This window comes from Chryseobacterium sp. AG363 (assembly GCF_003610675.1).
GTDB lineage: Bacteria > Bacteroidota > Bacteroidia > Flavobacteriales > Weeksellaceae > Chryseobacterium > Chryseobacterium cucumeris.
Map to the genome: position 1 here is coordinate 816,275 of NZ_RAQF01000002.1, position 25,526 is coordinate 841,800.

Annotated in this window: 22 protein-coding genes; 6 read left to right on the plus strand and 16 right to left on the minus strand. The window is 34.4% G+C overall.

Annotation, left to right across the window (positions count from 1 at the left end):
* From DEU39_RS03640 to DEU39_RS03715, 16 genes are all read right to left on the minus strand, one after another.
* Complete coding sequence (locus DEU39_RS03640) at positions 1-1,236, minus strand: glycosyltransferase family 4 protein (protein WP_120230969.1); 1,236 nt, start codon at positions 1,234-1,236, stop codon at positions 1-3.
* Positions 1,181-1,924: an acyltransferase gene (locus tag DEU39_RS03645; RefSeq protein ID WP_062669982.1), complete on the minus strand. Its 744-nt coding sequence runs from the start codon at positions 1,922-1,924 to the stop codon at positions 1,181-1,183. Before DEU39_RS03645 ends, DEU39_RS03640 begins: the two co-directional genes overlap by 56 nt.
* Entirely contained in the window at positions 1,921-4,230 is a 2,310-nt protein-coding gene (locus DEU39_RS03650) for a hypothetical protein (protein WP_120230970.1), read from the minus strand. Before DEU39_RS03650 ends, DEU39_RS03645 begins: the two co-directional genes overlap by 4 nt.
* Before the next feature lie 119 nt (positions 4,231-4,349).
* Entirely contained in the window at positions 4,350-5,654 is a 1,305-nt protein-coding gene (locus DEU39_RS03655; RefSeq protein WP_062669979.1) for an O-antigen ligase family protein, read from the minus strand.
* A gap of 1 nt (position 5,655) precedes the next feature.
* Positions 5,656-6,771 carry a glycosyltransferase family 4 protein gene (locus DEU39_RS03660; RefSeq protein WP_120230971.1) on the minus strand — a complete coding sequence of 372 codons (1,116 nt, stop codon included), beginning with the start codon at positions 6,769-6,771 and terminating at the stop codon, positions 5,656-5,658.
* Positions 6,762-7,988, minus strand: a complete 1,227-nt coding sequence (locus DEU39_RS03665; protein ID WP_120230972.1) for a lipopolysaccharide biosynthesis protein — start codon at positions 7,986-7,988, stop codon at positions 6,762-6,764. Before DEU39_RS03665 ends, DEU39_RS03660 begins: the two co-directional genes overlap by 10 nt.
* A complete protein-coding gene (locus tag DEU39_RS03670; RefSeq protein ID WP_120230973.1) occupies positions 7,985-10,132 on the minus strand; it encodes a GumC family protein in 2,148 nt (715 codons plus the stop codon). Before DEU39_RS03670 ends, DEU39_RS03665 begins: the two co-directional genes overlap by 4 nt.
* A gap of 10 nt (positions 10,133-10,142) precedes the next feature.
* Complete coding sequence (locus tag DEU39_RS03675) at positions 10,143-10,874, minus strand: polysaccharide biosynthesis/export family protein (RefSeq protein WP_062669970.1); 732 nt, start codon at positions 10,872-10,874, stop codon at positions 10,143-10,145.
* A 6-nt stretch (positions 10,875-10,880) separates the two neighbouring features.
* On the minus strand, positions 10,881-11,321 hold the full coding sequence (locus DEU39_RS03680) for a response regulator (RefSeq protein ID WP_120230974.1): 441 nt from the start codon (positions 11,319-11,321) through the stop codon (positions 10,881-10,883).
* 115 nt (positions 11,322-11,436) lie between these two features.
* Positions 11,437-13,704 carry a PAS domain-containing hybrid sensor histidine kinase/response regulator gene (locus tag DEU39_RS03685; protein WP_120230975.1) on the minus strand — a complete coding sequence of 756 codons (2,268 nt, stop codon included), beginning with the start codon at positions 13,702-13,704 and terminating at the stop codon, positions 11,437-11,439.
* Positions 13,705-13,706: 2 nt separating this feature from the next.
* Positions 13,707-14,843 carry an FIST signal transduction protein gene (locus DEU39_RS03690; RefSeq protein ID WP_120230976.1) on the minus strand — a complete coding sequence of 379 codons (1,137 nt, stop codon included), beginning with the start codon at positions 14,841-14,843 and terminating at the stop codon, positions 13,707-13,709.
* Entirely contained in the window at positions 14,844-16,193 is a 1,350-nt protein-coding gene (locus tag DEU39_RS03695; protein ID WP_120230977.1) for a sigma-54-dependent transcriptional regulator, read from the minus strand.
* A gap of 200 nt (positions 16,194-16,393) precedes the next feature.
* Positions 16,394-17,437, minus strand: coding sequence for an MlaD family protein (locus tag DEU39_RS03700; RefSeq protein WP_120230978.1), 1,044 nt, complete (start codon positions 17,435-17,437; stop codon positions 16,394-16,396).
* Positions 17,438-17,449: 12 nt separating this feature from the next.
* Positions 17,450-18,211 carry an ABC transporter ATP-binding protein gene (locus DEU39_RS03705; protein WP_228436620.1) on the minus strand — a complete coding sequence of 254 codons (762 nt, stop codon included), beginning with the start codon at positions 18,209-18,211 and terminating at the stop codon, positions 17,450-17,452.
* Positions 18,212-18,228: 17 nt separating this feature from the next.
* Positions 18,229-18,993 carry an MlaE family ABC transporter permease gene (locus DEU39_RS03710; RefSeq protein ID WP_120230980.1) on the minus strand — a complete coding sequence of 255 codons (765 nt, stop codon included), beginning with the start codon at positions 18,991-18,993 and terminating at the stop codon, positions 18,229-18,231.
* A gap of 38 nt (positions 18,994-19,031) precedes the next feature.
* On the minus strand, positions 19,032-19,694 hold the full coding sequence (locus DEU39_RS03715) for a BON domain-containing protein (RefSeq protein ID WP_062669955.1): 663 nt from the start codon (positions 19,692-19,694) through the stop codon (positions 19,032-19,034).
* A 250-nt stretch (positions 19,695-19,944) separates the two neighbouring features.
* On the opposite strand from DEU39_RS03715, the gene DEU39_RS03720 reads away from it, so the two are divergent.
* The 6 genes from DEU39_RS03720 (at position 19,945) to DEU39_RS03745 (ending at position 25,519) form a co-directional block, all read left to right on the plus strand.
* Positions 19,945-21,318 (plus strand): L,D-transpeptidase family protein, encoded by a 1,374-nt coding sequence (locus tag DEU39_RS03720; protein ID WP_228436622.1) that lies wholly within the window; start codon positions 19,945-19,947, stop codon positions 21,316-21,318.
* 8 nt (positions 21,319-21,326) lie between these two features.
* Positions 21,327-22,202, plus strand: a complete 876-nt coding sequence (locus DEU39_RS03725) for a universal stress protein (RefSeq protein WP_120230982.1) — start codon at positions 21,327-21,329, stop codon at positions 22,200-22,202.
* Between the two features lie 122 nt (positions 22,203-22,324).
* Positions 22,325-23,512 (plus strand): PAS domain-containing sensor histidine kinase, encoded by a 1,188-nt coding sequence (locus DEU39_RS03730; protein WP_062669950.1) that lies wholly within the window; start codon positions 22,325-22,327, stop codon positions 23,510-23,512.
* A 15-nt stretch (positions 23,513-23,527) separates the two neighbouring features.
* The gene (locus DEU39_RS03735; protein WP_120230983.1) at positions 23,528-24,580 is read left to right on the plus strand and encodes a response regulator; all 1,053 of its coding nucleotides are present in this window, start codon (positions 23,528-23,530) and stop codon (positions 24,578-24,580) included.
* A gap of 81 nt (positions 24,581-24,661) precedes the next feature.
* Positions 24,662-25,033 (plus strand): hypothetical protein, encoded by a 372-nt coding sequence (locus tag DEU39_RS03740; RefSeq protein ID WP_120230984.1) that lies wholly within the window; start codon positions 24,662-24,664, stop codon positions 25,031-25,033.
* A gap of 69 nt (positions 25,034-25,102) precedes the next feature.
* Complete coding sequence (locus DEU39_RS03745) at positions 25,103-25,519, plus strand: Hsp20/alpha crystallin family protein (protein WP_120230985.1); 417 nt, start codon at positions 25,103-25,105, stop codon at positions 25,517-25,519.
* The last annotated feature ends 7 nt before the right edge of the window (positions 25,520-25,526 follow it).

Consider the following 25,526-nt stretch of genomic DNA (forward strand, 5'->3'; position numbering starts at 1 on the left):
TCAGATTTGATTATAAATTGTATTCAGATATTCACCTCTTTTTTCCCAGGAAAATCTTTCCAGATAATGTTTTCTTGCCCCGGTACTCATTTCTTTCCTTAGATTTTTTTCCAGAAAAAGCCTTAGTAATGCATAGCTGAGCTTCTCAATGGTTTCATTGTATTCCTGCTGTGGAATTGCAAAGCCACAGGTACGATTGATGAACTCTCCAGGGCCTTCATTTTCAAGACATACCACCGGTAATCCAAATGAGAGTGCTTCCGGAACTACCATTCCTGCCCCTTCATGTGACGGAAATAAAAATACTGATGATTGTTCATAGATTTTCATGAGTTCTTTCCGGTCAATCCATTCTATTATTTCAATGAAATTATTCATTTCAAGACTGCTGATAAGGGACTGATAAGATTTTTTCTGTTCCCCCGTTCCAATAAGAGTAAGTTTGCATAATGCTTTATCTTTTTCTGAAATTTGATTAATGAATTGGGCAAAAGATTTTATTGTTAAATCAAACCCTTTTAAGGGAACGAACCTTCCTACGCTGATTATCTTAAAGTCTGATTTTGGAAGTAGTTCTTTTTTCTGGAAAAAGTCTTCTGATGCTACTGAAGGATAAAGTGAGTATTGGCCTTTACCCGGCTTCAGTTTTTCCGGAACACTGCTATTCATACACCAAATATGATCTGAATGCTCAATTGTATTTCTTAGTGATACGGAAAATTTCCAAAAGCAATTTTTGATCAGCCAGATAAGGCGGTCTTTAATTAAATATTGTATTGAATAATCTTTCAGATATTGTTTTGGAATCAGAGGATGATGTCCTACCGGTCCCCAAACCATAGGCTTATTAAGTTTCCATAAAAAGCTTGGCGTCCAATCATTATGAAAGTTGACATTATGAACAATATCAAAATCCAGTTTTTGTTTTTTGATAAAAGAGACAACTTTCTTTTGCCACAGATAGTAATAAAGCATGGCACCGAGATTTCCTTTTTTCCAGAAGCGCATCCAGTAAGGAAGATCAAAATAAAGGAATTGGATATTCATATATACAGGATCAGGATTTTCTGCCATATATTTTTCAATATGGATTTTATTATTTTCTCTTGTAATGGCAATCACTTTTCGGAACCGGGCAATCTGATATACAAAATTCCAGCCCATGGCATCTTCCGAACCTTTATAGGGATTTACGGCATAGCAAGTCGCCAGTATAATCTGATTGGTAGTCATCATAAGTTCTCATTTTTATTAGTTTTGCAGGTACACCTCCTATAATACTGTTGTCTGGAAATGATTTTGTAATAACACTTCCTGCTGCTAAAATACAGCCGGAGCCAATTTCTACGCTGTCCAAAATTGTAACTTTACTGCCAATCCAACAGTTTTTGCCTATTTTAATTCCTTTTCGATTCACGCCCTGATGTCTTATGGAAATATCAGGATCTTCATAATTGTGATTTTCCGGATGGCAGCTAAGGTATTGTCCTACAATACAGTCGTCACCAATTTCAAGACCTCCGGAACCTCCGAGATAAGCAAATTCTCCAATCCCTACATTATTTCCAATTTTTATTTTTTCTCCAATATTATTTAATGAAGTAGAAACTATAATTCTGCTGAAAGCTCCTATAGAAACATTATTTCCAAATTCTATCCCCTGTTTAGCCAGTGCAGAAATATAAACGTCATTCCCTAATCTCAGAAATTTTCCCCATTGTATTTTTGAAACATTGAAGAATCCTACACGTTTTCCCAAAAGCATTCCTTTTGGATTTCTTAAAAAGAATATCGTCTTCAGTCCTCTGATGAGACTCCAGAACTGAACCCAAATCAGCAGGAATACGGCTCCGGAGTTTAATGCCTTATCTAAAGTAAAGTCCGGATTTCTGAGCTTTATGATTTTTTCAACAATTGTTTTCATTTTGCAGCAATTATAGTTTTCATTATAGTACCTAAAGTGGTGTCCAAATCATTATTTTCGATGGAAAGATATTTGATCTTCGGATCTTTTTTTTCCAGTTTTGAGAATAATCTGCCGTATGATGCTGTCAAATCACATATTGAATGATAGGAAAGTTCTTTTTTTCTGCCCAGAATTTTTTCGGGAGCAGCATACAGAAAAAAATTAAATTTGGGTTTTAATAGCAGATGATATCCGTTTTCTGTGATGCCTTCCGGAAGTTTGATATTGCTTCTTTTACTATCTGCAATAAAATCAAAATAATATCTGTCATACAATACAATTTTTCCTCTTAACACATATTTCAGATAAATAATAAATTGTCCAATAATATAATCTGCATAGTAATATGTAAATCTTAACAATGAGGAGAAAAAATGATCATTCTTACCTTGTCTTGGCAGAGAATTTACAATATCCTGATGCGCTTTTTCTTTTCCCTTTGTAAATACACTCAATATCGGAAGGAGAGAAGGTCTGTGTCTGAGAACTTTTACAGGTCTTCGGTAGCGTTTTTCAATGAGCTCCGAAACTTCAGAAATAACCGTTGATTTTCCAACACCATCTACACCACTGAAAGTAATAATGAATCCTCTTTCTGAAAAAATATCTTTTAAATAGCCGCCGAGATTCTTAAGGAATAAAAATCCTCTGTTGCATTCTTTGTTTTTTAGCATTGTAATACATTCTGTTTTACTTTTCATTATTGTTTCTGAGGCATTCTCATATACAAAACTTTTATATGAATCCGGAATTTTACTATTATTTAGGGTATAAAAATAATACAGGTATTTTGCCGTATCTTGTGGAGATGATATTTTAATTCCATATCTGTTCTGCTCCGCATGATCTATCATTCTGTGTGTTTCCATAAATTCAAGATGTTTCCACTTCAGCTGATAAATAAGATCCAGATTAAGAATCTTAAGATCATGAGTAATAAGCCTTATGTTGTACATGAATGATTTTTTGACAATTTTTATTCTGTTGACCAGACTGTTCTGTTTTAGAAATACAGCCATTTTTGAAGTATCCTGGAAGGAGATAACAAGATCAATATCAGAGTTGAGAGGGAGGTTTTCCGGTTCTTTATCATGGAATTTCAGTGCAGCATATTTCTGAGGATATAAGTAATCAAAAATATCCATGATAAGAAGCTCTCGTTCGGTTTTGATTTCAGTAAGATACATATTCAAGGCCTCCGACCATACTTTTAAAAGCCAATGAATCTGAAGATGCCATTGTTCTTGTTCAGAATACAATTTCAGGTAATAAAGCACATTGGTCAGCAGATAGAATTTCAGATATTTTTTAAGTTCATTATCATTAAAATTAAATGCAGTTTTATTGTGCTTTCTGATTTGTGTCCAGGTTTCTTTCCATGGCAGATGCTGTACAAGGATACTGTTCTGTATGATAAAGTGAAAGAAATCAAATCCTTTAGGTTTTTCAAATGAAGCCAGTTCCCAATCGTATATTCCAAGGATATCATCTTTTACACAGCAGTTCCAGGGAGTAAAATCCCCATGAGAAAAGGATAAGTGTATCATTTCATCTTTATCAATATTTTCCAGAATCATTTTAAGTTTTCGCATCAGATTTGGAGGGATCCGTTTATCATCAATTGTGGTGAAGTTTTCTATCAATGTGCCGAAATGTTTCCAATTGGATATTTTAATGGCAGTCTGATATTTTTCTTTGATTCCCTGAAGAGCTTTAGCATGAATTCCACTGAATTTCTTTTGTCTCTTTCCGTTATTTGAAATATCAGAAAGCCTTAATACACAATCATTAATTAAAGATGCAGAAGGTGTTGAATACAATCTGTTGGTTCCGGAGTAGGTGATGATTTTATATTCTTTATTGATAAGATTTTTTGCATTTTTTGTCGCAGCAATTTTGAAGAAGCATTTGTCTGCAAATAAAACGGCTTTGTTATTAGGGCCTGGAGTTCCGGTAAATATGGCCCAATCATTCATGATGTCAAATAAAGGGTTTTCTTCTGAGGTATAATATAAAGTCTCTTTTTTGAATACTACTTTCTGCAGATTCAGAAAGAATATGACATGCACAACGAAGGCAAATAATTTTCCCTTAATCGTTGTTATATTATAGAACTTCAGGAATAAAGGCTTTTTTGATCGCGAATTCCAAAACCATCGTACACTTCCATCCTGGTTGGGAATATAAGAAAATGAGATTCTTTTACTTCCTGTCTGCTGTTTCAGATACAGTTTATATCCTATGTTTTTAAATAAGTTTCTCATGATGTTCTATTTTATATTAACATAGGATATAAACATCTTGCCAATTATTTAAGTTGTTGAATTTGTGTTGTTTGTGTTGTTTTTTAGTGAGATGTGTTTTCCAAAAAATGGAAAAAAAACTATAGAATGGAATTTTTTTCTATAAGATCAGGTCTTTTTCTTTTAAGAACAATTTTTTGCAGCCTGGTAAGATGGTTGCTGTTTTTAATAGCCACGGAAAAGATTATAATTTGGTAAAATAAAATTCCGTAATTGCTTTCTCCAAATATTCCAAACTCAGTAAAAGAATTGATGATAATAGGAATAAGGATTCCAATGAGCATAAGTTTTGTTTCTTTGGGTTGGGACATTATTGATTTTAGAGTAAAAAAGACCTGAAAAAAAACAATGGTGAGCCCAATAAAACCAAGATTCATAAGAACCTGCATGAATGTATTATGAGTCATTTTTCCCGGATAGGTGTGGGCGCTCTGAAAAAACTCTTTATAGTCTATTCTCATAAATCCAAAGCCAAAAAGTGGTTCCCTTGGTAATCCTTCATTAATTAAAGCTTTCCAGAAAGGAAGTCGCCCTGTAAGGCTCATTACTTCTTCCAGACGAGACTGATCGCCACCCTTTAAAATGATACTGTAAACCGCAAAGGGAGCTATTATCGCCACCACTCCGATAATGGCAAATTTTAAAGTTTTTTTCTTGGTCTGATTAACGTGGAAAAATATAATGAGTAAAATTCCGATAAGTGAAGATCTTGATCCCGTCATATAAAGTGCATACATAATGATGATGATCTTTATAATAGTCCAAATTTTATTTTTAAAACGGTAAAGGTCAAAAATAAGACAGGCACAACCCACACCGGCAAGCATTCCAAGCTCATTGGGATTCATTAATGTACCACCAAGTCTTGCCTCTTCACCTCCGTCAGTAAGACGGAAAAAGATATCAGGAGCAATCCATAGCCCGATAACAAAGACAAGTTGCAATACAAATACAGTGTTTCCTAAAAGATGATAAAGGCGGATGCTATGGCCTTCAAAATAAATATCCAGTATTTTTAAACTTTTTACAAAGAAATAAGCAAAGACAAAACTCTGAAAAGTCATAAACCATTGCAGTGCACTGAATCCCGGATTGGTACTCCAGGAGAATGATATAAATCCTAAAGTAAGATAGCCCATGTACAGGATAGGGGAGAAAATATTTTTATAGGACAATGAATTTACTCCGCCATAATTGATGATTTTTTGATAAACAAGAATAGAAGAAATCATAACCCCCATTCTACCTACTATCTTTATTCCCCTTGTGATAGCAACATTTTCACTCCACGTAAAAAAGCAGGCTACCATTAGCAGCAGAATAATAAACAATTGATTATTTGTTTTTTTTAGAAAGAGCTGATGTTTAGGGGATAAGGTTTCCATATCAGATATTGTAGAGTTGAGTATTCATATCGTCAAGAATTTTTTTCCAGTCAAAAGCTTCTTCCACCATTTGTATAGCATTTTCTGACATGGCGATATACTTTTTCTGATGTTCCCATACTTCAGAAATTGTTATAAAAGAGTGCGTAAGTAGAGTAGGATCAGGGGTTGGAATACAAATGCCGGCGTCATATTTTTCTACAAGGTGGCCGATGTTCGTATTTCTGGTGACAATACAGGGCTTTCCAAAGTCGGCGGCTTCAATAACTGAGACAGGCAGGCCTTCATTTCTGGAAGGATGCACGAAAATATGCATTCTTTTGATTAGATTATTTTTTTCTTCTCCGAACTTGCTTCCCAGCAATTCTACTTTGTCACTTATATTATATGATTTTATGGTATGGATAAGATCATTTTTTTCAGCCCCGTCTCCTACAATCCAAAGTTTGGAATTAGGCTTTTTTCTGGAAAAAGCAGCGAAACTTTCAATGAGAATGTCCAGACCTTTTGTATGAATATCCAGTCTGCCAACAAACCCGAAAATAATAGGTTCTTTGAGATTACTGCAATAATTGCTGGTATTTATTCTATCATAGCCATAGGTGATCAGAACACCTTTTGAGGTTGGAAAAACAGAATTGAGACCTTCTATTTCACTTTCTCCTATACAATGGATTTTAGAAGCGTTTTCAATGACTTTTTTTTCAAATATTTTAAAGTAAATTTTTTTTACATATTTGCTTTTCTTCATGGCAATACTATTATATGCACCATGAGGAGTTATTACATATCGGTAGTTATTTTTCTTTAAAAATTTACTTAAAGAAGCAAATATGGGAATCCATCCTCCATGAAAATGAAAAACTGTTGCCTGATCAGCGGCCAGAATTTCTTTTTTAAGATCTTCGGGAATAGAAAAAGGATTTCTTTTTTTCTTAAAAATCTTTGTTATGAATGTCCTTTCTGGATAGTTGATTTCTGTGTTTTCAGAAACACCCCATACTTCTACATTCCCTTTGTTTTCGGCCTGTTTTGTAGCGATATTATATACCACTTTATTAACGCCGTTCATTTTTTCGGGGTTCGCTTTTCCTAATATTAAATGTACTATGCCCATACCGAAATTTGTTTTTTGTTTAGAATTATTTTCCAGTAAACAATCATTACAATCTGATTAACTGCTAATCCGGCTACAGCGCCATAGAGCTGCCCGTATTTTAATAAAAAATGGAAACTCAGAACCGAAAAAACAAAGGATATACAATATCCGATAAAGAACGCCTTATTTTGCTCTAAAATTCTGATAGAAATCCGGGTTGGATAACTGTACAGGATTACAATATATAAAGCTGAGATCAGCTTAATGACAAATCCATATTGATGGTATTTTTCACCTCCGAGAATAATAATCAACGAATCTGAAAAGGTGAAAAAGCAAACGATTATAATAGCTAACAGGGCTATAGCCTTCCTTATCTTGAGAAGAAGCTCTTTTTTTTCCTGGTTTTTATTTTGATAATAAAGCTGAGCTGTTTTAGGAAGGTAATAATTTTCAATGGTTTGTAAGATAATATTGATAATTCCGAAGAAGGATTGAACAAGCCTTAATGCTCCCAAAGCATTGATTCCTAGGTATACACCTGCCGCAAGGGTGAAGAAATTACCTGAAAGCCATTGAAGAACAGAAGCGCTTAAAAGCCACTTACCCTCTGTAAAGTAATAGCGCAAAAGTGAGGTGTTTTTCAGATTGAAATCTGCATTTTTTATAAGGTATCCTATGCCGGGAACAGATGCTGCAATGTTTACAATACCGATAATATATAAGCTTTTCCATAAAGTAAGGGACGTCTCAAATCCAAGTAGAGGGAAAATAATAATAAAGATAGTATCGATAAAAAGGACAATTTTAATATGATCTATGGTCAGTAATATTTTTCTGAGAAAGTCCTGTAAAATATAGGCTGAAACAAAAACTATTAAGGCAGAAAGATTGTTTTTCACAAATGCTATTGCCGGAACAGGAAGAAGAGTAATAAAAAAAACAAGCAGGCTGAACATGGAAATCAAAACCAATGAAGCCATAAATGCAAAGCCCAGTGATTTTTTACTGAAATTCTTTGCTGATAAAATCTGAAAAGGCTGAACAATAAAGGCATTAGAAATGCCTACCAGAAAATAGGTTATTAAAAGGATGGATGAAAATATTCCAAATTCAGAAATACTTAGTTTTCTCACCAGTAAAAAGGTCAGAAGAAAATTGCTCCCGCTGAATATGAGCTGATCTGTAAAAACCAACACAGAGGCGCTTTTAAATATTTCATGGATTCTTTTCACGATTTATATTTGTTTATAATACGTTTAAAAGTCGTTATCAGACTAGGGTTGTATCCTTCTTTATTCAAAACGAACCAAAGATTGGAAAGTTTGTATTCGTCTTTTAAAAGTTCAATGTTTGTTATGTTTTTGGCTGCAGTTTTTCTGCTGTCAAGTATGAACAGGTTCTGATCTGCAATATTCATAAAAAGTAAAGGTAGCTTGCCTTGTTTTATAGACTGATTATTGATAATGCAGATATTGCTTTCCTTCATTTTTTCACGAATAAGATTCCTGATATCCTGAGCTGTAAGCTTAAGGTTTTCCTCGGCTGATAAATTGATATAATGATCTGCTTCTGAATTGCTTAAGGTTCCGGCTGCATCTACTAACAGAACTATTCTGGATTGCAGTTGTAATGCTTTGATGATATTTTTTGCATGAAATGTATGCTGCTGTGCTTTATCATATGAAGTAATACAAATCTGACTTTTATCTTTTATTATTTCTTTAAGCTCCATTTCCAAAACATTTTCCAGAAAATGATGCATTATTTTTTCTTTCTTTTTGATAAATGGAGTAGTGAATGCTATGGGTATGGAACTGTTTTTTTCAATAGTGAAAATATCATTCACCTTGGCTTTGGCAAAATGTACTGCATAAATCAGGAAAATAGAAGCAACCATACTCATAATAGCAGCAACGATAATAATGATAGAACGCATAGGTGAAACAGGCTCCTGTGGCAGTTCTCCCCGGGAAATAATTTTATGAAATGAGATCTTTGCAGCTTTTGCGATCTCGGCATCTATTCTTTTTTCATTGAGAAAATTATAGTTTTTTTCATAGAGATTAAATTCTCTATTCATGATATTCAATAGTTTTTCCTTTTCAGGAAGACCTATGAAAGCTCTTTCTGCAGTCTGAATATCATGTTCTATATCATTGTATTTTATCTGTAAATTTTTCTGGGTATTTTGTATGCTTTCAGTTTGATAATCAGTGAGGTCTTTAATTTTTGTGTCAATGATCTTTACTTTTTCATGTTCAGGAGTGTAGGTAAGTAATAATTCCTTTTTTTCAGCCTGTAGCTGTTTCATGTTTTTTACCATTTCGGTAGAAAGAAGATCATTGAATGCCTCAAAGTTTGTGGCCAGATCAAGGTAGTTATCTTTTCCTTCCGTAATATAGCTGTTAAGACTTTTGATGGCGTCAAGATTCATTTTGAGATTACTCTGTTGAATTTTTAGCTGGGCTATTTTTCTCAAATCCGTTTCAGTCTCCTGTGGGATATTGATAATATTTTCTTTGTTTCTATAATTTTCAATACGGTTTTCTGTTTCAGATAATTTATTGTTAGCCTGTCCGATTTCTCCTTTTAGAAAATCAACAGTAGTATTGGCTGCCCGGTATTTATTTTCAATATAATCTTCAATATATGTTTCAGCCAGTGTATTTACAAAAAGACTTGCTTTGGCTGGGACATTACTTTTAAAGTTGATTCTGATAACGGGAACATCTTTGTCAACGGCAACAATGTCGAGACTTTTATTAATCTTTTCTAAAAGTTTCTCTCTGCTTAAAAATACAAAATTGTAAAAATCAATAATTTGTGCATTAGGTTTGGACAGAAGATAATCATCATTTTTTGTGATCAGTATCCTTCCTCCTGGAATGCTGACGGGAATTCCGAAAGTACCTTTTAACTCCTTTTTGGAATCTGAAGTAAACAGCAGATAGTTCTTTGATGATATGATATGTAAAGAAAATGTCTTATCATAGTTTTTTTTATCACTTAATGTAGCTTCTATTTTTATTGGAGAGTCGGTAAACAGCTCTACAGAGTGCATTTTTCCTTTACGGTATATTTCTGTGGAAAAGGATAATTTTTTTAAAGTTTTTTCAATGAGTGAAGAAGACTTGAGAACTTCAATTTCTGTACTGATTTTGTTGGAAGATGCGAATACATCAAAATCTTTAAAAAGATTTGCACTGGGTACACCTTCCTGGGTATCGGCAAGTTTTAGTTTTGCCGTGCTTTCAAACATGGGTGTAACGTAATTCAGATATTTTTTTACGGCCAAAACAGAAAATATCATTGCAAGAACTACTATGGGCAGCCCTCTTAACAGAGGTTTGAGAAACCGAACATTTTCGTTATTCATGGTGTAAGTTTTATAACAGACCTATTAAAATTGCAGCAGCAGAGGTTACGGTTGCAAATGGAATAATTGTGGAGATTCGTTTATCAAAATCTTTACTTTTCTTAGAGGGTACAATTACATAGTCTCCCGGATGAAGTATAATATTCTGATTGGGAACATCTTTCATTTTACTAAGATCAATATTGGTAATCCTCACATTTTCGCCCTCCTGTCTTAAAATTTTTATTAACCTGAGATTGGCGTACATTTCAAAACCTCCTGCTTTTGAAACCAATTCCAGTAATGTATTCTGATCTTTATCTACCTGGATAACAGCTGGATTTCTTACTTCCCCCATTACCGTTATTTCTTTATTCAGGACTTTGACATCAATCACGGGGTTTACCAGCCATTTTTTTAGCTTGGTTTTAATTTCTTCTTTCAATTCAGGAACCGATTTTCCAACAACAAAGGTGGTTCCCAGTCTGGGAATTTCAATATTTCCATGTTTATCAACCAGAAGCCATTTGCCATAAACCTCGTTAGAATTATAAATTCCATATACAGAACCTACACTTAGATCATCCTGGCCCCATACAGAAAGCGTAATTTTATCATCTTTTCGGATTTTGTATTCATAATCCGGATCAAAACTGAAATCCTGCATATTTCTCGATGCCTGCTCTTCTTCCAGAACATTATAGGTCTTACAAGAGCTGAGAAGAAAGAGAAAAATAACTGATATGATGAGTTTTTTTACCATAGATTATTAGAATATCATTGAAAAAAATTTGCGAAAACCTTTAAGTTTGCCTTGAGACATTTCTTCTTTAATTTTTAAAATTTTTTCTATCGTTTTTACCATTTTCTCACAGACATTTATATTTTTCGTTAAATAATCAAATGCTCCATATTTAAGTGCATTTACTGCTGTATCTATATTTTCCTGCCCGGAAACCATGATGACGTAAATATTAGGATCAAAACGTTTTATTTTTTTTAGAACTTCAAATCCATTCAGGTCTTCCATATTATGGTCCAGAAAAATAATGTCCGGTTTCTGATAAAGTTCGTCCAGACAATCTTCGCCGCAGTTAAAAGAGGTAATGTCTTCATAATGATGGTTTTTCAGATACTGCTGATAAACATTTGAACAAAAACTGTCATCATCCACAATAAAGAGTTTTAAATTTTGATTATTTGTTTCCATTTTGTTTAATTTAAAAACACTATTTCTACTTCCATGCCTTTTGTTAAGTGGTTGTTTGTTAGTTGTTTACATTTGTGTTTTTTTCCATAATATGGAATGATGTCTAGATTTTGGATTAAATAGATTGGTTTATTTCATCTTTCAATTGAGTGACCACAATTTCAAGGGTCTGTTTTATTTTCTCGAACAAGGAATATAAATCAGGCAATTCTTTATTTTGTTCCATAGTAATTAGTTCAAGCTGCTTTACTTCACTTTCAATAGAAGTGATTCCTATAGCTTGTATACTTGGTTTGATTTTATGGATCAGCTTTGCAATTTCAGCATAGTTTTTCTCATCAAACGCCTTTTGAATTAATGGAATTGTTGTTTCAGTCTGTCCAGTAAATATTGACAGCATTTTCCGCATAAAATCTTTATCTCCTCTGCTGAGTATCTGTATGTTTTTAAGGTTGTAGAAATTTTCGCCTGCCTCCGGCACTGTCTTTATAGTATTTTCAGGGATTTTAACGTACTTGTAAATTACTTTGAGTAAATTTTCTTCATTAAAGGGTTTTGTGATATAGTCATTCATTCCTGCATTAATACAGGTGTCTATTTCTGTTTTAAAAGCATTAGCACTTAGTGCTATCACAGGGACTTTAATCCCAAGTTCGTTTCGCAGTATTTTAGTTGTTTCAATACCATCCAATTCTGGCATTTGTAAATCCATCAGAATAATGTCAAATTGTTCCTTGCTTAATATTTCTAATGCTATTTTACCATTTTCAGCTTTGACAACGAAACATTCAAAATGTTTCAGAGATCTTTCTGCAACCAGCTGATTGAGCGGATTATCTTCTACCAGGAGCACTTTTGTACCCGCAATAGAAATATTTTGATTTTTCCAGCTACTTTCTTTTAAAGCTTTTTCATCACCCTTGTCTAAAATCAGAACTATTGTAATACATGTTCCTGAGTTTTTTTCGCTTTTTACATTAATTTCTCCTTTCATAAGGTGAACAAGTTCCCGGGTAATAGACATTCCCAGACCTGTACCTCCATACTTTCTTGAAATTGAACTGTCTTCCTGATTAAATTTTTTGAATATATTGCGTACATATTCTTCACTCATTCCAATACCGGTATCCGCAATGCTGATCGAAATGGTCTGTTGGTTTAAAAAACTTTTCAGCACATTAGCTTCAACTTTGATATACCCTTCGTTGGTGAATTTCAAAGAATTACCAATGATATTATAGAGCACCTGTTCAAGTCTTAAAGAATCTCCTTTTAAAACCGGGAAAATATCTGAAGAGAAATCTGTAATAAGTTTAAGCTTTTTTTCTTCTGCTTTTGGCTTGAGAACGGAAGTGACTTTTTGAATACTGTCTTTTAAAGAAAAGCTTTTAATTTCCAAAGACATTTCTCCGGATTCAATTTTAGAAATATCGAGTATGTTATTAATAATGGATAATAAGTGCTGTGAAGCGTTATAGCTGTTTTCTACAAATTGTTTCGGTTCATCAGCAAGGTTGCTTCTTTTGAGTTCTCTCAGAAAACCAATGATACCGTTAAGGGGTGTTCGGATTTCATGGCTCATATTGGCAAGAAAAACCTCTTTAGCCTTGGATGCTTCCAGTGCTTTTGCTTTTTCAAGTTTTAACTCTTCTTCCAATTTTTTTTGGTCAGTAATATCAAGGTGGATTCCAATGGAGCCTAACAGATTTCCCTGATCATCATAATTAGGAGCACCGCTTACAGCCCACCATCTTATTTCTCCTCTCTTGTTTCTTACAGGAAGTTGATATACACTGGAAATTCCCTTTTTTCTCAGTTCTATCTGTTCTTGTAAAAACCGGACGTTATTTTCTCCGTACAAAAAGAGTGTACTTGGATTTTTACCCATTACTTCATCCAGTTCAAACCCTGACACATTACAAAAGCATTGGTTAGCATAGCGAATAATTTCATCATTATCTACTTCAATGAGTCCTAAGTTCATATTTGCAATAATATTCCGGTATTTTTCCTCTTGCTGCTTGATATAATCTTCTGCTCTTTTTCTTTTTCTAAGCTGTTCAGAGAGATACAGTGAAAGTTCTTTAAGATCTTCTGATTTTTTTATTTCAATATCAGAATCAATAATTTTTAATGATTCATAGAGGTTACTGATAGACTCATGTTTGAGTGTATTTTCATTTTTAAGACTTTGATATAGCTCCTGATATTCTTCTTCACTTTGTTTGAAAGCATAGTCCATCAGCTCTTTATCTCTTTCAAAGGATTTGTAAGATTCATTAACTGCATGAATGAAATTTTTAAATTGCGGATGATTTTTGCAATCTTCCGTAAGATATTTATTGATCTGTCTCTCGAGTAAATTGTGAAATTTGGTTTCCATAGCTATTCAATTTCATTAACTGTGGTGATGGTAATAGTCTGATTGTGCAGAGCACAGTTGCCGAACGGGCTTAAAGGAGATAACTCTCCGTAGGAGTAAAATCCGGTTAGTATAGTACTTGATTTAAAAACATCACGTACGATGTCCACTTCTTCATAGACTCTGTCTCCCAATACTATTTTTCTTCCTACACAGCTTATAATAATTCCCAGTTTAGGAGTATGTATATTCATTTTAAGACATTGATTGGCTGCATCATTGGCTGCATCAATAAGTCTGTCCATGTTGGCTTTCATAAACCTTACTTTACTTCCTTCCGGCAAATCTCCGGCAAAAATCATCGTGTTATCTTTAATGGAAAGAATTGTTCTCACTACTGATAAAGAATCTTGGTGCATTGTAAGAGACAATGGAAAAAGAAGAGCAGAGGCGGGAAGGTCTTCGGCGTATTTCCCCAAATATTTTTTATAAAGATCTAATGCATTTTTATTATCAATTTCATAAAGAACATTATCATGTGACTTGGTCACCACTCTTTCAAGCCCAAAGCTTTCCCAGCCCCCAATTGAAGAATGAGATAATTCCAGGTTTGCGCCATAAAATCCAATGGCCAGAATCTTATTGGGTTCAGGAACCTGATTGAGTCCAACTACAGTTTTTTCAAATTTATCTCCATCCCCGGCCAGCCCACCAGAAATCAAAACTTCCTCGGGGCGGCTGGCATTAAGTCCGCGAACCAATTGACTGCCATTAACCTTACTGCCATCGGACAAAATAAAAACCCATTTAAGATCCTGAGAAGGAAGGTTTTCAATTAATTTTTTTCCTGCATCATAGCTGCATGAAAAGTCTTCAATATCAATCTGTGATGTTTTTATGTAAGCTGTTGAAAAGCTGATTATGGTTAAAGCTACCGTATCATCATAGACTTCATTACAGAAAATTTCTCCCGAAGAAGAAGACAGGGCTATCTCTGCATTGGGAAACTTTTCCTTTAAAAGAAGATAAAAGTTATCCTCTTCAATAATACTTCTGGCTCCATATCCTATAATGATTTGAGCTTCATGATAGTTAAGCTTTTCATCATTTCTTTCATATTTGAATTCTCCGTCCGTAAAAAGTAATTTAGCAACTTTCATCTAGTTATTTTCGATTTCAAGGTTATTAATAAGATTATATATAGTTGATTTGCCTATATCTAATAATTTTGCAGTTTTAATGACATCATTATTATTTTTTTTTAGAAAATGCAAAATAATATCGGTGGTATATTGTTTTAGCGTTTTTTGTTCATTGAGAAAAGATTCTGAGTCTTTTTCCAGATTGTAGAAATTGATGTCTTCTGCTGTAATTTCGTGATGGTCACACATCACACAGGCCAAATCAACAACGGATTTTAGCTCTCTTACATTTCCCGGGAAATGATAATCCAGAAGCTTCTTCCTTGCATCTGAAGATAAGCTTAAAGGTTTGCTCTTATTTTCCTTTGCGAAAAGATCTATAAAGTGTTTGGCCAAAATCAAAACATCCTGATCTCTTTCACGTAAAGGAGGAAGTTCAATGGGAAGGCCAATAATCCGGTAATAGAGATCCTCACGAAAATTTCCTTTTTTAACTTCTTGTGCCAGATTCTTATGTGTAGCTGTGATGATCCTTACGTTCAGTTCAATTTTCTGTTTTCCACCTACTCTTGTGATCTCTCGTTCCTGTAAGGCACGAAGAAGTTTGCTTTGAATGTTAAGATCAAGTTCTGCAATTTCATCTAAAAAAATAGTTCCTTCATTGGCCTGTTCAAATTTTCCGCTGGCTCTTTCTGTTGCACCTGTAAAAGCTCCTTTTTCGTGACCAAAAAACTCACTTTCTACAAGTTCTTTAGGAATCGCAGCCATATTGACAGCGATAAAAGGCTTGTTCTTTCTTGATGAATTATAATGGATGGCCTTCGCAACAACTTCTTTTCCGGTGCCGGTTTCTCCGGTAATGGAAACATTGATATTGGAAGTAAGTGCTTTATTAATTTTAGAAAATATACTTTTTATGGGATGGCTTTGTCCAATGATTGTTTTTTCAAACGTATATTTTTTTTCGAGCTCGTCTTTAAGATCTTCGACCTCTTGTTTTAAACTGATGTTTTCTTTCAATCTCATGATAGAATTCCACAAAAGTTCTTTTGTATGGTCATTCTTTACAATATAATCCTTGGCTCCCAGCTTTAGAAAATTGATGGCAACTTCAATATTTTCCTGTCCACTGATAACAATAATCGGGAGATCAGGATATATGTTTTTAATCTGTATAAAAAGTTCATCGCCCTGAATGTCTGGTAGCCCAAAATCAATACAAATGATATCTGGATTAAGATAAAGATTGGAAAGGCAGTCCTTTGCATTGTTGAATAACAGAACTTCATAATCAGGATTTAGCTGGAGATGATATTTTAGCATTTCTCCAAAAAAAATGTCATCATCAACAATAAAAATTTTACACATTTGCGTTGGTTTTAGTTTTTAAGTTTACTACTAAAATAATGAATTTTCATTATCTAATGAATTATTTTGTTGTAAAGATTAATAATTTGAAGTAATAATTAATTATTGTTGAATATCTGATGTGGAGTTGTGTAAGCAAAATCTCTATATTAATTACAGGATTAAGTACGTGTGGGTTTAAATTTTCACTGGGTAGGCTTTTATTTATTTGCCGCTTTTTTTCTGAAATATCCTTTTAATAAGAAATTATTTCTTGCTGCCGCCTCCAATTCTCTGAGTTCATCGACTCCTTTACCGATATTATTAATTGTGGAATCTACTGATCTGCCTAATCTGGGGTTATCAACCAATTTGGAAACAACGTTTTCTTCATTGTTGATTTTTGAGGTGAATTTTTTTAGATCATCAGAAGATTTCTCCAGATTATCCAGTGTTTTTTCCAATGAAGCAGCCAAAGTATCGTTTGTAGTGATTTTGGAAAGTATATTGTTTTTATCATTGAGATTTTCGGCAAAAATACTGATCTGCCTTGAGCTGTTTTTTAAGTCAAGAACACTGCTTTCTACATTATCGCTCCAATTTTTATCAGTAAATATTTTATTAATGATTCCATCTTTGTTGCGAAGGGTAGGAGTAAATGATGCGAAATCATTCACGCTCGTCTGAATATTTTGTACTGTTTTATCTATCCGATTGGCAAAATCTTTACTGGTCATTACTTTTACCAATAAACCATCCTTATTATTCATTTTGGCTGTGAAATCAACCAAGCCGGTGGTAACGGTCTGGATATTGTCTGCACTTTTCTTGATACTGAAAAGTACATCTTCAATTTCTGTAGTTTTATATGAAGCAATTACTGCGTTATTACCAACCACTTTGGAAGAACCTGTTCCCGGAGAAATAACTAGTACTTTATCACCAACCAAACCGTCTGAAGCGATGCTTGCCACCGCATCTGTTTTGATATATCGCTGAACATTCTTTTTGATGCTCATTTTTACCATTACCAATGAATCAGAAATAAAGTCTATTTTACTGACAGTTCCGATGTTAATTCCTGAAAGGCGTACATTGCTGCCTTGTTTTAATCCGCTTACATTTTCGAATTCTGAACGCAAAATAAAGTTTGTACCGAATATATTTCTGTTAAGGCCAATAAAATAAATGGTCAATGTAAAAAGAATAATTCCAGCTATAACGAAGACTCCTAATTTCAGATTGTTTGATGATTCATTTTTCATGACGTGTTCTCTTTATTTTTCAAAAAATGACTTTACCCAAGCGTCTTTACTGTGCTCAAGCAATTGATAGGTTCCTTCAATATTGACTTTCCCATCTTTCAGTACAATAATCCGGTCACTGGTATACTTTGCACATAGGAGATCATGGGTGATGATAATAGAGGTTGTATTAAACTTTTGCTTAATACTGCAGATAAGCTCTATAATTTCTTTGGCAGTAATTGTATCCAATCCTCCGGTAGGTTCGTCATAGATCATAATTTCAGGCTTTATAATCAGAGCTCTTGCAAGGCCTATTCTTTTTCGCATCCCTCCTGAAAGCTCTGAAGGCATTTTATCAATCGCTTCTTCAAGCCCAACATTGTATAATGCTTCAGTAATAGCCTTATTTATCTCTTCTTCACTTAGTTTTTTATTATGATGCTGTAAAGTGAATGCTAAATTTTGTCTCACTGTCATAGAATCATATAAAGCTCCGTTTTGAAACAGAAAACCAATTTTTTTCCTCACCTTGTTAAGCTCTTCTTCATTAAGATTGGTTATGGCTTTTCCGTCAATATAGATGTCTCCTTCATCAATTTTGGTAAGACCTACAAGGCATTTTACCGTAACGGACTTTCCTGAACCTGATCTACCTAGTATCACCAGATTTTCTCCTTTTTTTACCTGAAAACTTATCCCGTCCAAAACCTTATTATTACCATAGGATTTATATACATTTTTAAACTCGATAAGAGGCCCGTTAGCTACAGGCATGATAAATTCAGCATTCATTTTTTCATATGTTTCCATTACAGTTCAAAAAATAAATCCGCAATCTGTACTGCTATCAGATCAATAATAAAGATCATCAGGGAAGCTGAAACTACGGCTGTGTTGGCCGCTTTTCCTACACTTTTTGTTCCTCCTTCAGCAGTAAACCCATGATAACAGCCGATAATTCCGATAAAAAAACCGAAAAAAAATGTTTTTAGGGTTGCGGGAAGAAGATCGGCATATTCCAGAGAGTCAAAAACATGGGAAAAATAATGGCTGATACTATTATCTCCGTGAATATTGATCCCTATAAAACCTCCTATGATTCCTACCAAATCTGCAAAAACAACTAAGATGGGTATCATTAATGTTGTGGCGAGAGTTCTTGTTACCACAAGATAGCGGTAAGGATTAATGGCAGAAACCTCCATGGCATCAATCTGTTCGGTAACCTTCATTGAGCCAAGCTCGGCACCTATTCCGGAGGATACTCTTCCTGCACAGATTAAAGCAGTAATAACCGGGGCAATTTCTCTTATTAATGAAAGTGAAACCATCCCAGGTATCCAGGATTCAGCCCCAAATTTTGACATCGCCGGACGGGATTGAATGGTAAGTACCAGCCCCATGATAAAAGCGGTTACGGTTACCAGAGGCAATGACTGATATCCCACAACAAAACATTGTCTGGTAAACTCTTTATATTCAAAACCGGGTTTCACCATCTCTCTGAAAAACCGAGCAGAAAAGGAGGCAATATTGCCTGCAAGAGCAGAGCTTTTTGTAAGAAAAGATTTCACAATATTATGTTTAATTTCTGATAACCGGAATCGTTTACTTATACATTGTATTCATAATCGACTTCCAGTTTGTTTTTTAAATGTTTAATACCAGGCGTTTTCCAGGCAATCCGGCCTGCTTCTTCCTTTTGCTGCCATGAATGGACAGTTCCTGTCAGGGTTACTGTTGTACCAGATACAGAGACCGTTATTTCTCTTTCATCAACAGCACTTCTTTTCAATGCTTCCTCTACTTTTTTCTTGCTGACAACATCTTTAGTATCAGGATTGATGGTGATATTATTAAAGATACCTTTTATTCCAGGGAGGAATTGTATTGCATTTTCAGTAATCTCTCTCTGATAATCCCAGGGAAGCTCACCATCCAGATCTACCCATCCGTTTTCTACCTTAACCTTTATCTTATCCTGGGGAATAATAACATTGGAAGTAAAAGCACTGATGATTTCAGCGCCAATTTCGATATCAGTTTTTACTTTTGAATCCGGAAGTTTTACCTGGATGTTTTCGACCAGTACTTTTACTCCGCTTACATTTCTGGCTGCATTCTCAGCCTGTTTTTTTTTCACGATACTATCAACAGTACCTGTTAATGAGACAACACCATCTGATGCAGTAACTCCTATTTCTGCCGGATGCAGCATAGGTTCCCATTTGATGGCTTCCTGAACATCCTGTTGTAATTGTTCATTTGTTTTCATTTGTAGTTAATTTTATGCCTCAAAGTTCAGAAAGACTTACTGTAAAAGGAATGATGGCAGTCATTCTGAAAAATGATGTTCATCATAGTGAAACTAATGTTTCGGTTTTTAAGCTGATCTTTCAAAGACAACTTATGATCACATTTATAAAAGAAAGATGCAGTAAAGGGCAATATCATTTTTTTATGTGATAAGGGTCATTATTCATAATGTTTTGAATTTGGAATTTTACATGATTAAATTCGGGATTATGAAAAATTTATTGAATTGGATAGCGGTCATTTTCGGTATTACATTTTTCTCTGGACAAGATGTCAGCTCTGTAAATCAAATAGAACTTGTATTGAGTAATAAAACTGAACTTTCAGAATTGAACTTTCCAAAATCTGTTAATCAGTTTTATAAACAGCACCAGTTTGAATATGTGTGGATTCATTCAACTATAAAACAAGACCTGCTTCAGGACGCGATTCTTTTACTTAAGGATGCAGGTAAGAAGGGATTGTCGGCAAAAGACTACCATCAGGAGAATCTTACTAGTGAAAGACTGAATACTTTAAGAAATCAACCTGAACAGACAAATACTAAGGACAATGCAGTAACGGATATTTTAATGACAGATGCACTAATTACCTTTATCAACGATCTGCATTTTGGAAAATACAATCCTTTTTTTAGTTCGTCTTTTATTGATAGTAATGATGATATAGAGGGCTTTCAAGCTGGAGAGATATTGTATCAGGCAGTTAAGAAAGGTGATTTGTCAAAAGCAGTTCTTGATGTTGAACCTAAAATTAAGGAATATATTGATCTTCAGAATTACCTGAATATGATCTTTAAAGGTAATAGTGTCTCCAACCAGGAATCAGAAATTAAAAAGATAGCCATTAATATGGAGCGTTTACGCTGGATGGATGTTGGTAGAGATGTCTATCTGTTGGTAAATATTCCTTCTTATTCTCTGGATTTTGTTCAAAAAGATAAGATACTCACGTATAATGTGATTGTAGGAAAGCCTTCTACTCCTAGTCCTGTTTTAAAAAGTACAGTTGATTATTTTACAACAGGCCCTGATTGGAAAGTTCCTCAAAATATATTCATAAAAGAGATGCTTCCTAAAATAGTAAAGAACAGTCAGTATCTGGAAGAACATCATTATTCACTGTATAACAGATCAGGAAAAGCAATACCTGTTACATCATCGAATTTGAAACAAGTTTATAACAATCCATATCAATATAGTATAAGGCAGTCTTCAGGCTGTGATAATGCACTCGGAGCAGTCGTTTTCAGGTTTTCAAATTCCTATGGAGTGTATCTTCACGATACCTCTCAGAAACAATTATTTGGCAAAAGCCAACGGGCTTTAAGCCATGGTTGCATCCGTGTAGAAAAGGCTGGCGAGCTGGCTGGTGAGCTGCTGAAATATGATGGTGCTGCAAATGAAATTCCACTTATGAAATCTTTGATGGATCGTTATGAAAGAAAAGATTTCGTTTTAAGGCAGCCCGTTCCAATCATGATCACATACCTTACCTGCCGTATAAAAAATGGACAGCTTGTGTTTTATAATGACATTTATAATCTTGATCCTATTTTGGAAAGTAAACTTCAATTTAAATAACTGAAATAATGAGAACAATTGTAGTACCCACTGATTTTTCGGAGCCCGCCAGAACTGCCGCAGAATATGCTCTTCATCTGGCACATGCATTAAAAAGTAATCTAGAACTATGTCACGCCTTCAATATTCCTATTGAGGAACCAATGTTCGGACAGACCGCATGGACCTTGTATGAATATCCTGTATTAAAGAAAGAATATGAGGACGAACTAAAGAAAGAAGTTAAAAACATTGAATCCGAAGAAAAAAAAATCTGGGGTGAGGATGCTTTTCCTTTTCATCCTTCTATCTATTATACATGTGAAACAGGAGATCCGATCCGACTGCTTAACGACACAGCGGCGAGAAACAGAACATTACTGGTGGTAATGGGAATGAAGGGAGCGAGTAATCTTGCACGATTCCTTCTGGGAAGTAACAGTATCAAAATGATTGAACATACGGAATATCCGCTACTTCTCATCCCATCAGGATATCAGTATAAAGATCTGAAAAAAATTGCATTTGCAACAGATCTGAATGTACAGGATATAAAAATATCACATGCACTCATCAAATTTGCGGACTATTTCAATGCTGAGCTTCTTATTACCCATATTACAGACACCGCTGTTGATCTCATAGAAAATATCTCCTATCAGCAGAAGAAAGATACTTTTTTTAAAGATCTTGAGGGAAAAATCTGTTATAACTATATTGAAAGCGACAGTATTGATACAGGATTGAATATTTTAAAAGATAAAAATATAGATATGCTGGTTATGGGACATCAACAAAAAGGTTTTATAAGAAGGCTTATTGCCGGTAGCCATGCAGCCAGACAAGCTCAGGATTTACAGATTCCTTTATTGATTATTCCGGAAGGAGGTCATATCTATTTTTAGATTCTAAAAATATGGATGAAAATAATAATTAAGAAATATGTATTTTGTTGACATATTAAAGTGTTTTACAGGAAATTGATTTAAAATACTTATCTTTAATAAGGGTAAGTATTTATTTTTTTATGGAAAGCGCCAGGCTCTTGCAAGCAATTATAGAAACAGCAATAGACGGAATTATTACTATTGACAGTCAGGGGAGGATTGAAAATTTAAATCCCTCTGCATTAAAGATATTTGGGTATAAAGAAGAAGAATTAATCGGTAAAAATATTTCTGTATTAATGCCGGAACCCCATCACAGCAGACATGACGGGTATCTGTTGCGCTATCAGCAGACAGGAGAAAAAAAAATAATTGGTAAAGGCAGAGAGGTAAAAGGTCTTAGAAAGGATGGCTCCCAATTTCCGTTCAGACTTGCTGTAAGCGAAGTCCAGCTTCAAAACAGGGTTATTTATACTGGGTTTATACACGATCTCTCTAAGGAGAAAGAAGCTGAGGAATTTCTTAAAAAATATACAACTGAGCTGGAAGAGCTGGTTGAGAAGAGAACAAAATCTCTTCAACAAATGTTAAGTGCCTTGGAAAAGGCAAAAGAAGAAGCGAATCTTTCTCTTGAGAAAGAAAAAGAGCTTAACCGCATGAAAAGTCGTTTTGTATCTATGGCTTCGCATGAATTTCGTACCCCTTTAAGCTCGATGCAACTTTCTGTAGTTCTCATTGAAAAGTATCTTCAGCTTGCTGATCATTCTCAGATCCTAAAACACCTTCATAAAATAAAAAATGCAATCACTGGTCTCAATGGAATTCTTAACGATTTTCTTTCTCTGGAGAAGTTGGAAGCTGGTATTGTAACCCCGGATTATCAAGAGTTTGATATAATAAAATTCTCGGAAGAACTTGTAGAAGAAATGCAGTTGATAACCAAAGACAATCAAATTGTAATTTATCAACATACCGGAGTAGAAAATATTGTAAATCTGGATCAGAATTTATTAAGGAACTGTCTTATGAACCTCATCAGCAATGCGATCAAATACTCCGGAGAAGATACGCTTATTGAGTTTTGTACAGAAATAAATAAAGAATATTATCAGATGACGGTAAAAGATAACGGAATTGGAATACCTGAAGATGACCAGGCAGGGCTTTTTCAGCCTTTTTTCAGAGCTCATAATATTGGTAATATTCCGGGAACCGGCCTGGGATTAAATATTGTTCTACGGTATGTTAATCTGATGAATGGAAAAATTGATTTTAACAGCGGACCTGGTAATGGAACTCAGTTTACGTTGTCTTTTAATAGAAAATAACAGTTTTATTATTTCATGGAAAAAATAAAGATATTGATCATTGAAGATAATGATGACATCCGGGAAAGCACTTCCGAAATTCTGATGCTGGCTGGATATGAAGTTTTGCAGGCAAAAAATGGTAAACAGGGAGTAGAGCTGGCCATCAAATATATACCTGACATCATATTGTGTGATATTATGATGCCGGAACTCGATGGGTATGGGGTACTGTATCTCTTAAGCAAGAGAGAAGAAACTTCACTGATTCCCTTTATCTTTATTACTGCTAAAGCGGATAGGGCAGAAATACGCAGAGGAATTGAAATGGGAGCAGATGATTATCTGACAAAACCTTTTGATGATATTGAACTTTTAAATGCAATTGAGGGCAGACTTAAGAAAAAAGAACATCAGAAAAAGTTTTATAGCAGTAACTCTGAACAGATGGATCATCTGTTTCAACCTGTAAATGGTCTGGATGAGCTGAAAAAATCTTTTGATGATCGCAAAATCAAAATCCTTAAAAAGAAACAGATTATATACGCGGAAGGTGATACAGCAAATACAGTATACCTTATACTTTCCGGGTCGGTGAAAACTACAAAAATGACAGAAGATGGAAAAGAGCTGATGACCTGTGTATATTACCCTGACGAATATTTTGGAATTACCTCATTGTTTACAGGAAGAGAGTATAAAGAAACGGCCGAAGTACTTGAAGATGCTGCCTTTCGCTCTATTCCCAGAGAGGAGCTGGATCAGTTGGTATGTAAATATCCTGATGTGGCAGAAAAGTTTATTAAAATTCTGGCGCAAAGTGTTGTTAACCATGAACAGCAGCTTTTACACCTTGCTTATTTTTCAGTAAGAAAAAGAATGGCGGAAATCCTCAGCAAATTATACCAGGCCCATTCAGAGACAGGAAATTTTGAAATTTCCAGAGAGAATCTTGCATCTATGGCCGGTATGGCTATCGAAACAGTGAGCAGGATACTTGGAGATTTTAAAGAAGAAGGTCTTATCGATAGGAATGCAGGTAGAATTACAATTTTGGACATTACACGATTACAGAAAATGAAAAATTGAAATACAGATCATTTTTAATAATGATTTTGAACACGGTTGGCTTTTTTATTCTTCAATACATTTGATGAATGAAAAAAAGCTATGAAAGTGATCGCGTACAATACAAGTCAGATTGACAAACAATTTCTTGCTTTAGCCAATCATAAAAGGCATAAAATTACCATCATCAGCGTTCCGTTGAATGAGGCAACAGTATATTTTGCCGAGGCAAAAGATGTTGTTATCATTAACGGTAACGACTGTTCTGTTTCATCCGTTATTCTTAAAATTCTTATTTCTTTAGGAGTCAGATATATTATAGCATGGTTTAAAGATCCATTTAAAGATGATGTACCCGAAATAAGAAATGATAGATTGCGATGGGTGTCTGTCAGAAATGCAGATCCGTCCGATGCCTATGAAGTTATCGATATTATTAATAGGTGGCAGAAGGATGATGACGGTCACAATTAAATGCAATGACTGTCACTGTTTCTGAATATGTCTTATGGTACCTTTGATCTCTAATCAAATACGATTATTATGAAAACTTTAGCCCAAAAACAATCTGCAGCAAAACTATTAACAGAAGAGTTCTGGAGTACAAATGAGATTCTTAACCAGCCTGTTAAAATAGAACATTCAGTCAATATTATTGATAAAAACGGGAATTATAAGATATTGGTCAATGCTCCCGGTTTTAAGAAATCCGATTTTAAGGTAAAGGTTGAAAACGGCATTTTGAATATTCAGGCTTATACATCAGGTAAAAAAGAGGAAATTAAGAAAAATTATGTTAGGAAAGAATTTTTAACCTCTTCTCTTGCAAGGAGTTTCAGACTTCCGGAAGGTATTGATGTCAGTAATATTAAAGCCCACTATAGAAATGGCCGTCTGTACATCAAAATGGGCAAAGCAAATACTGTAAAGCAAATGAATAAAAAAGTAAAAGTCCAATAAAATTGTA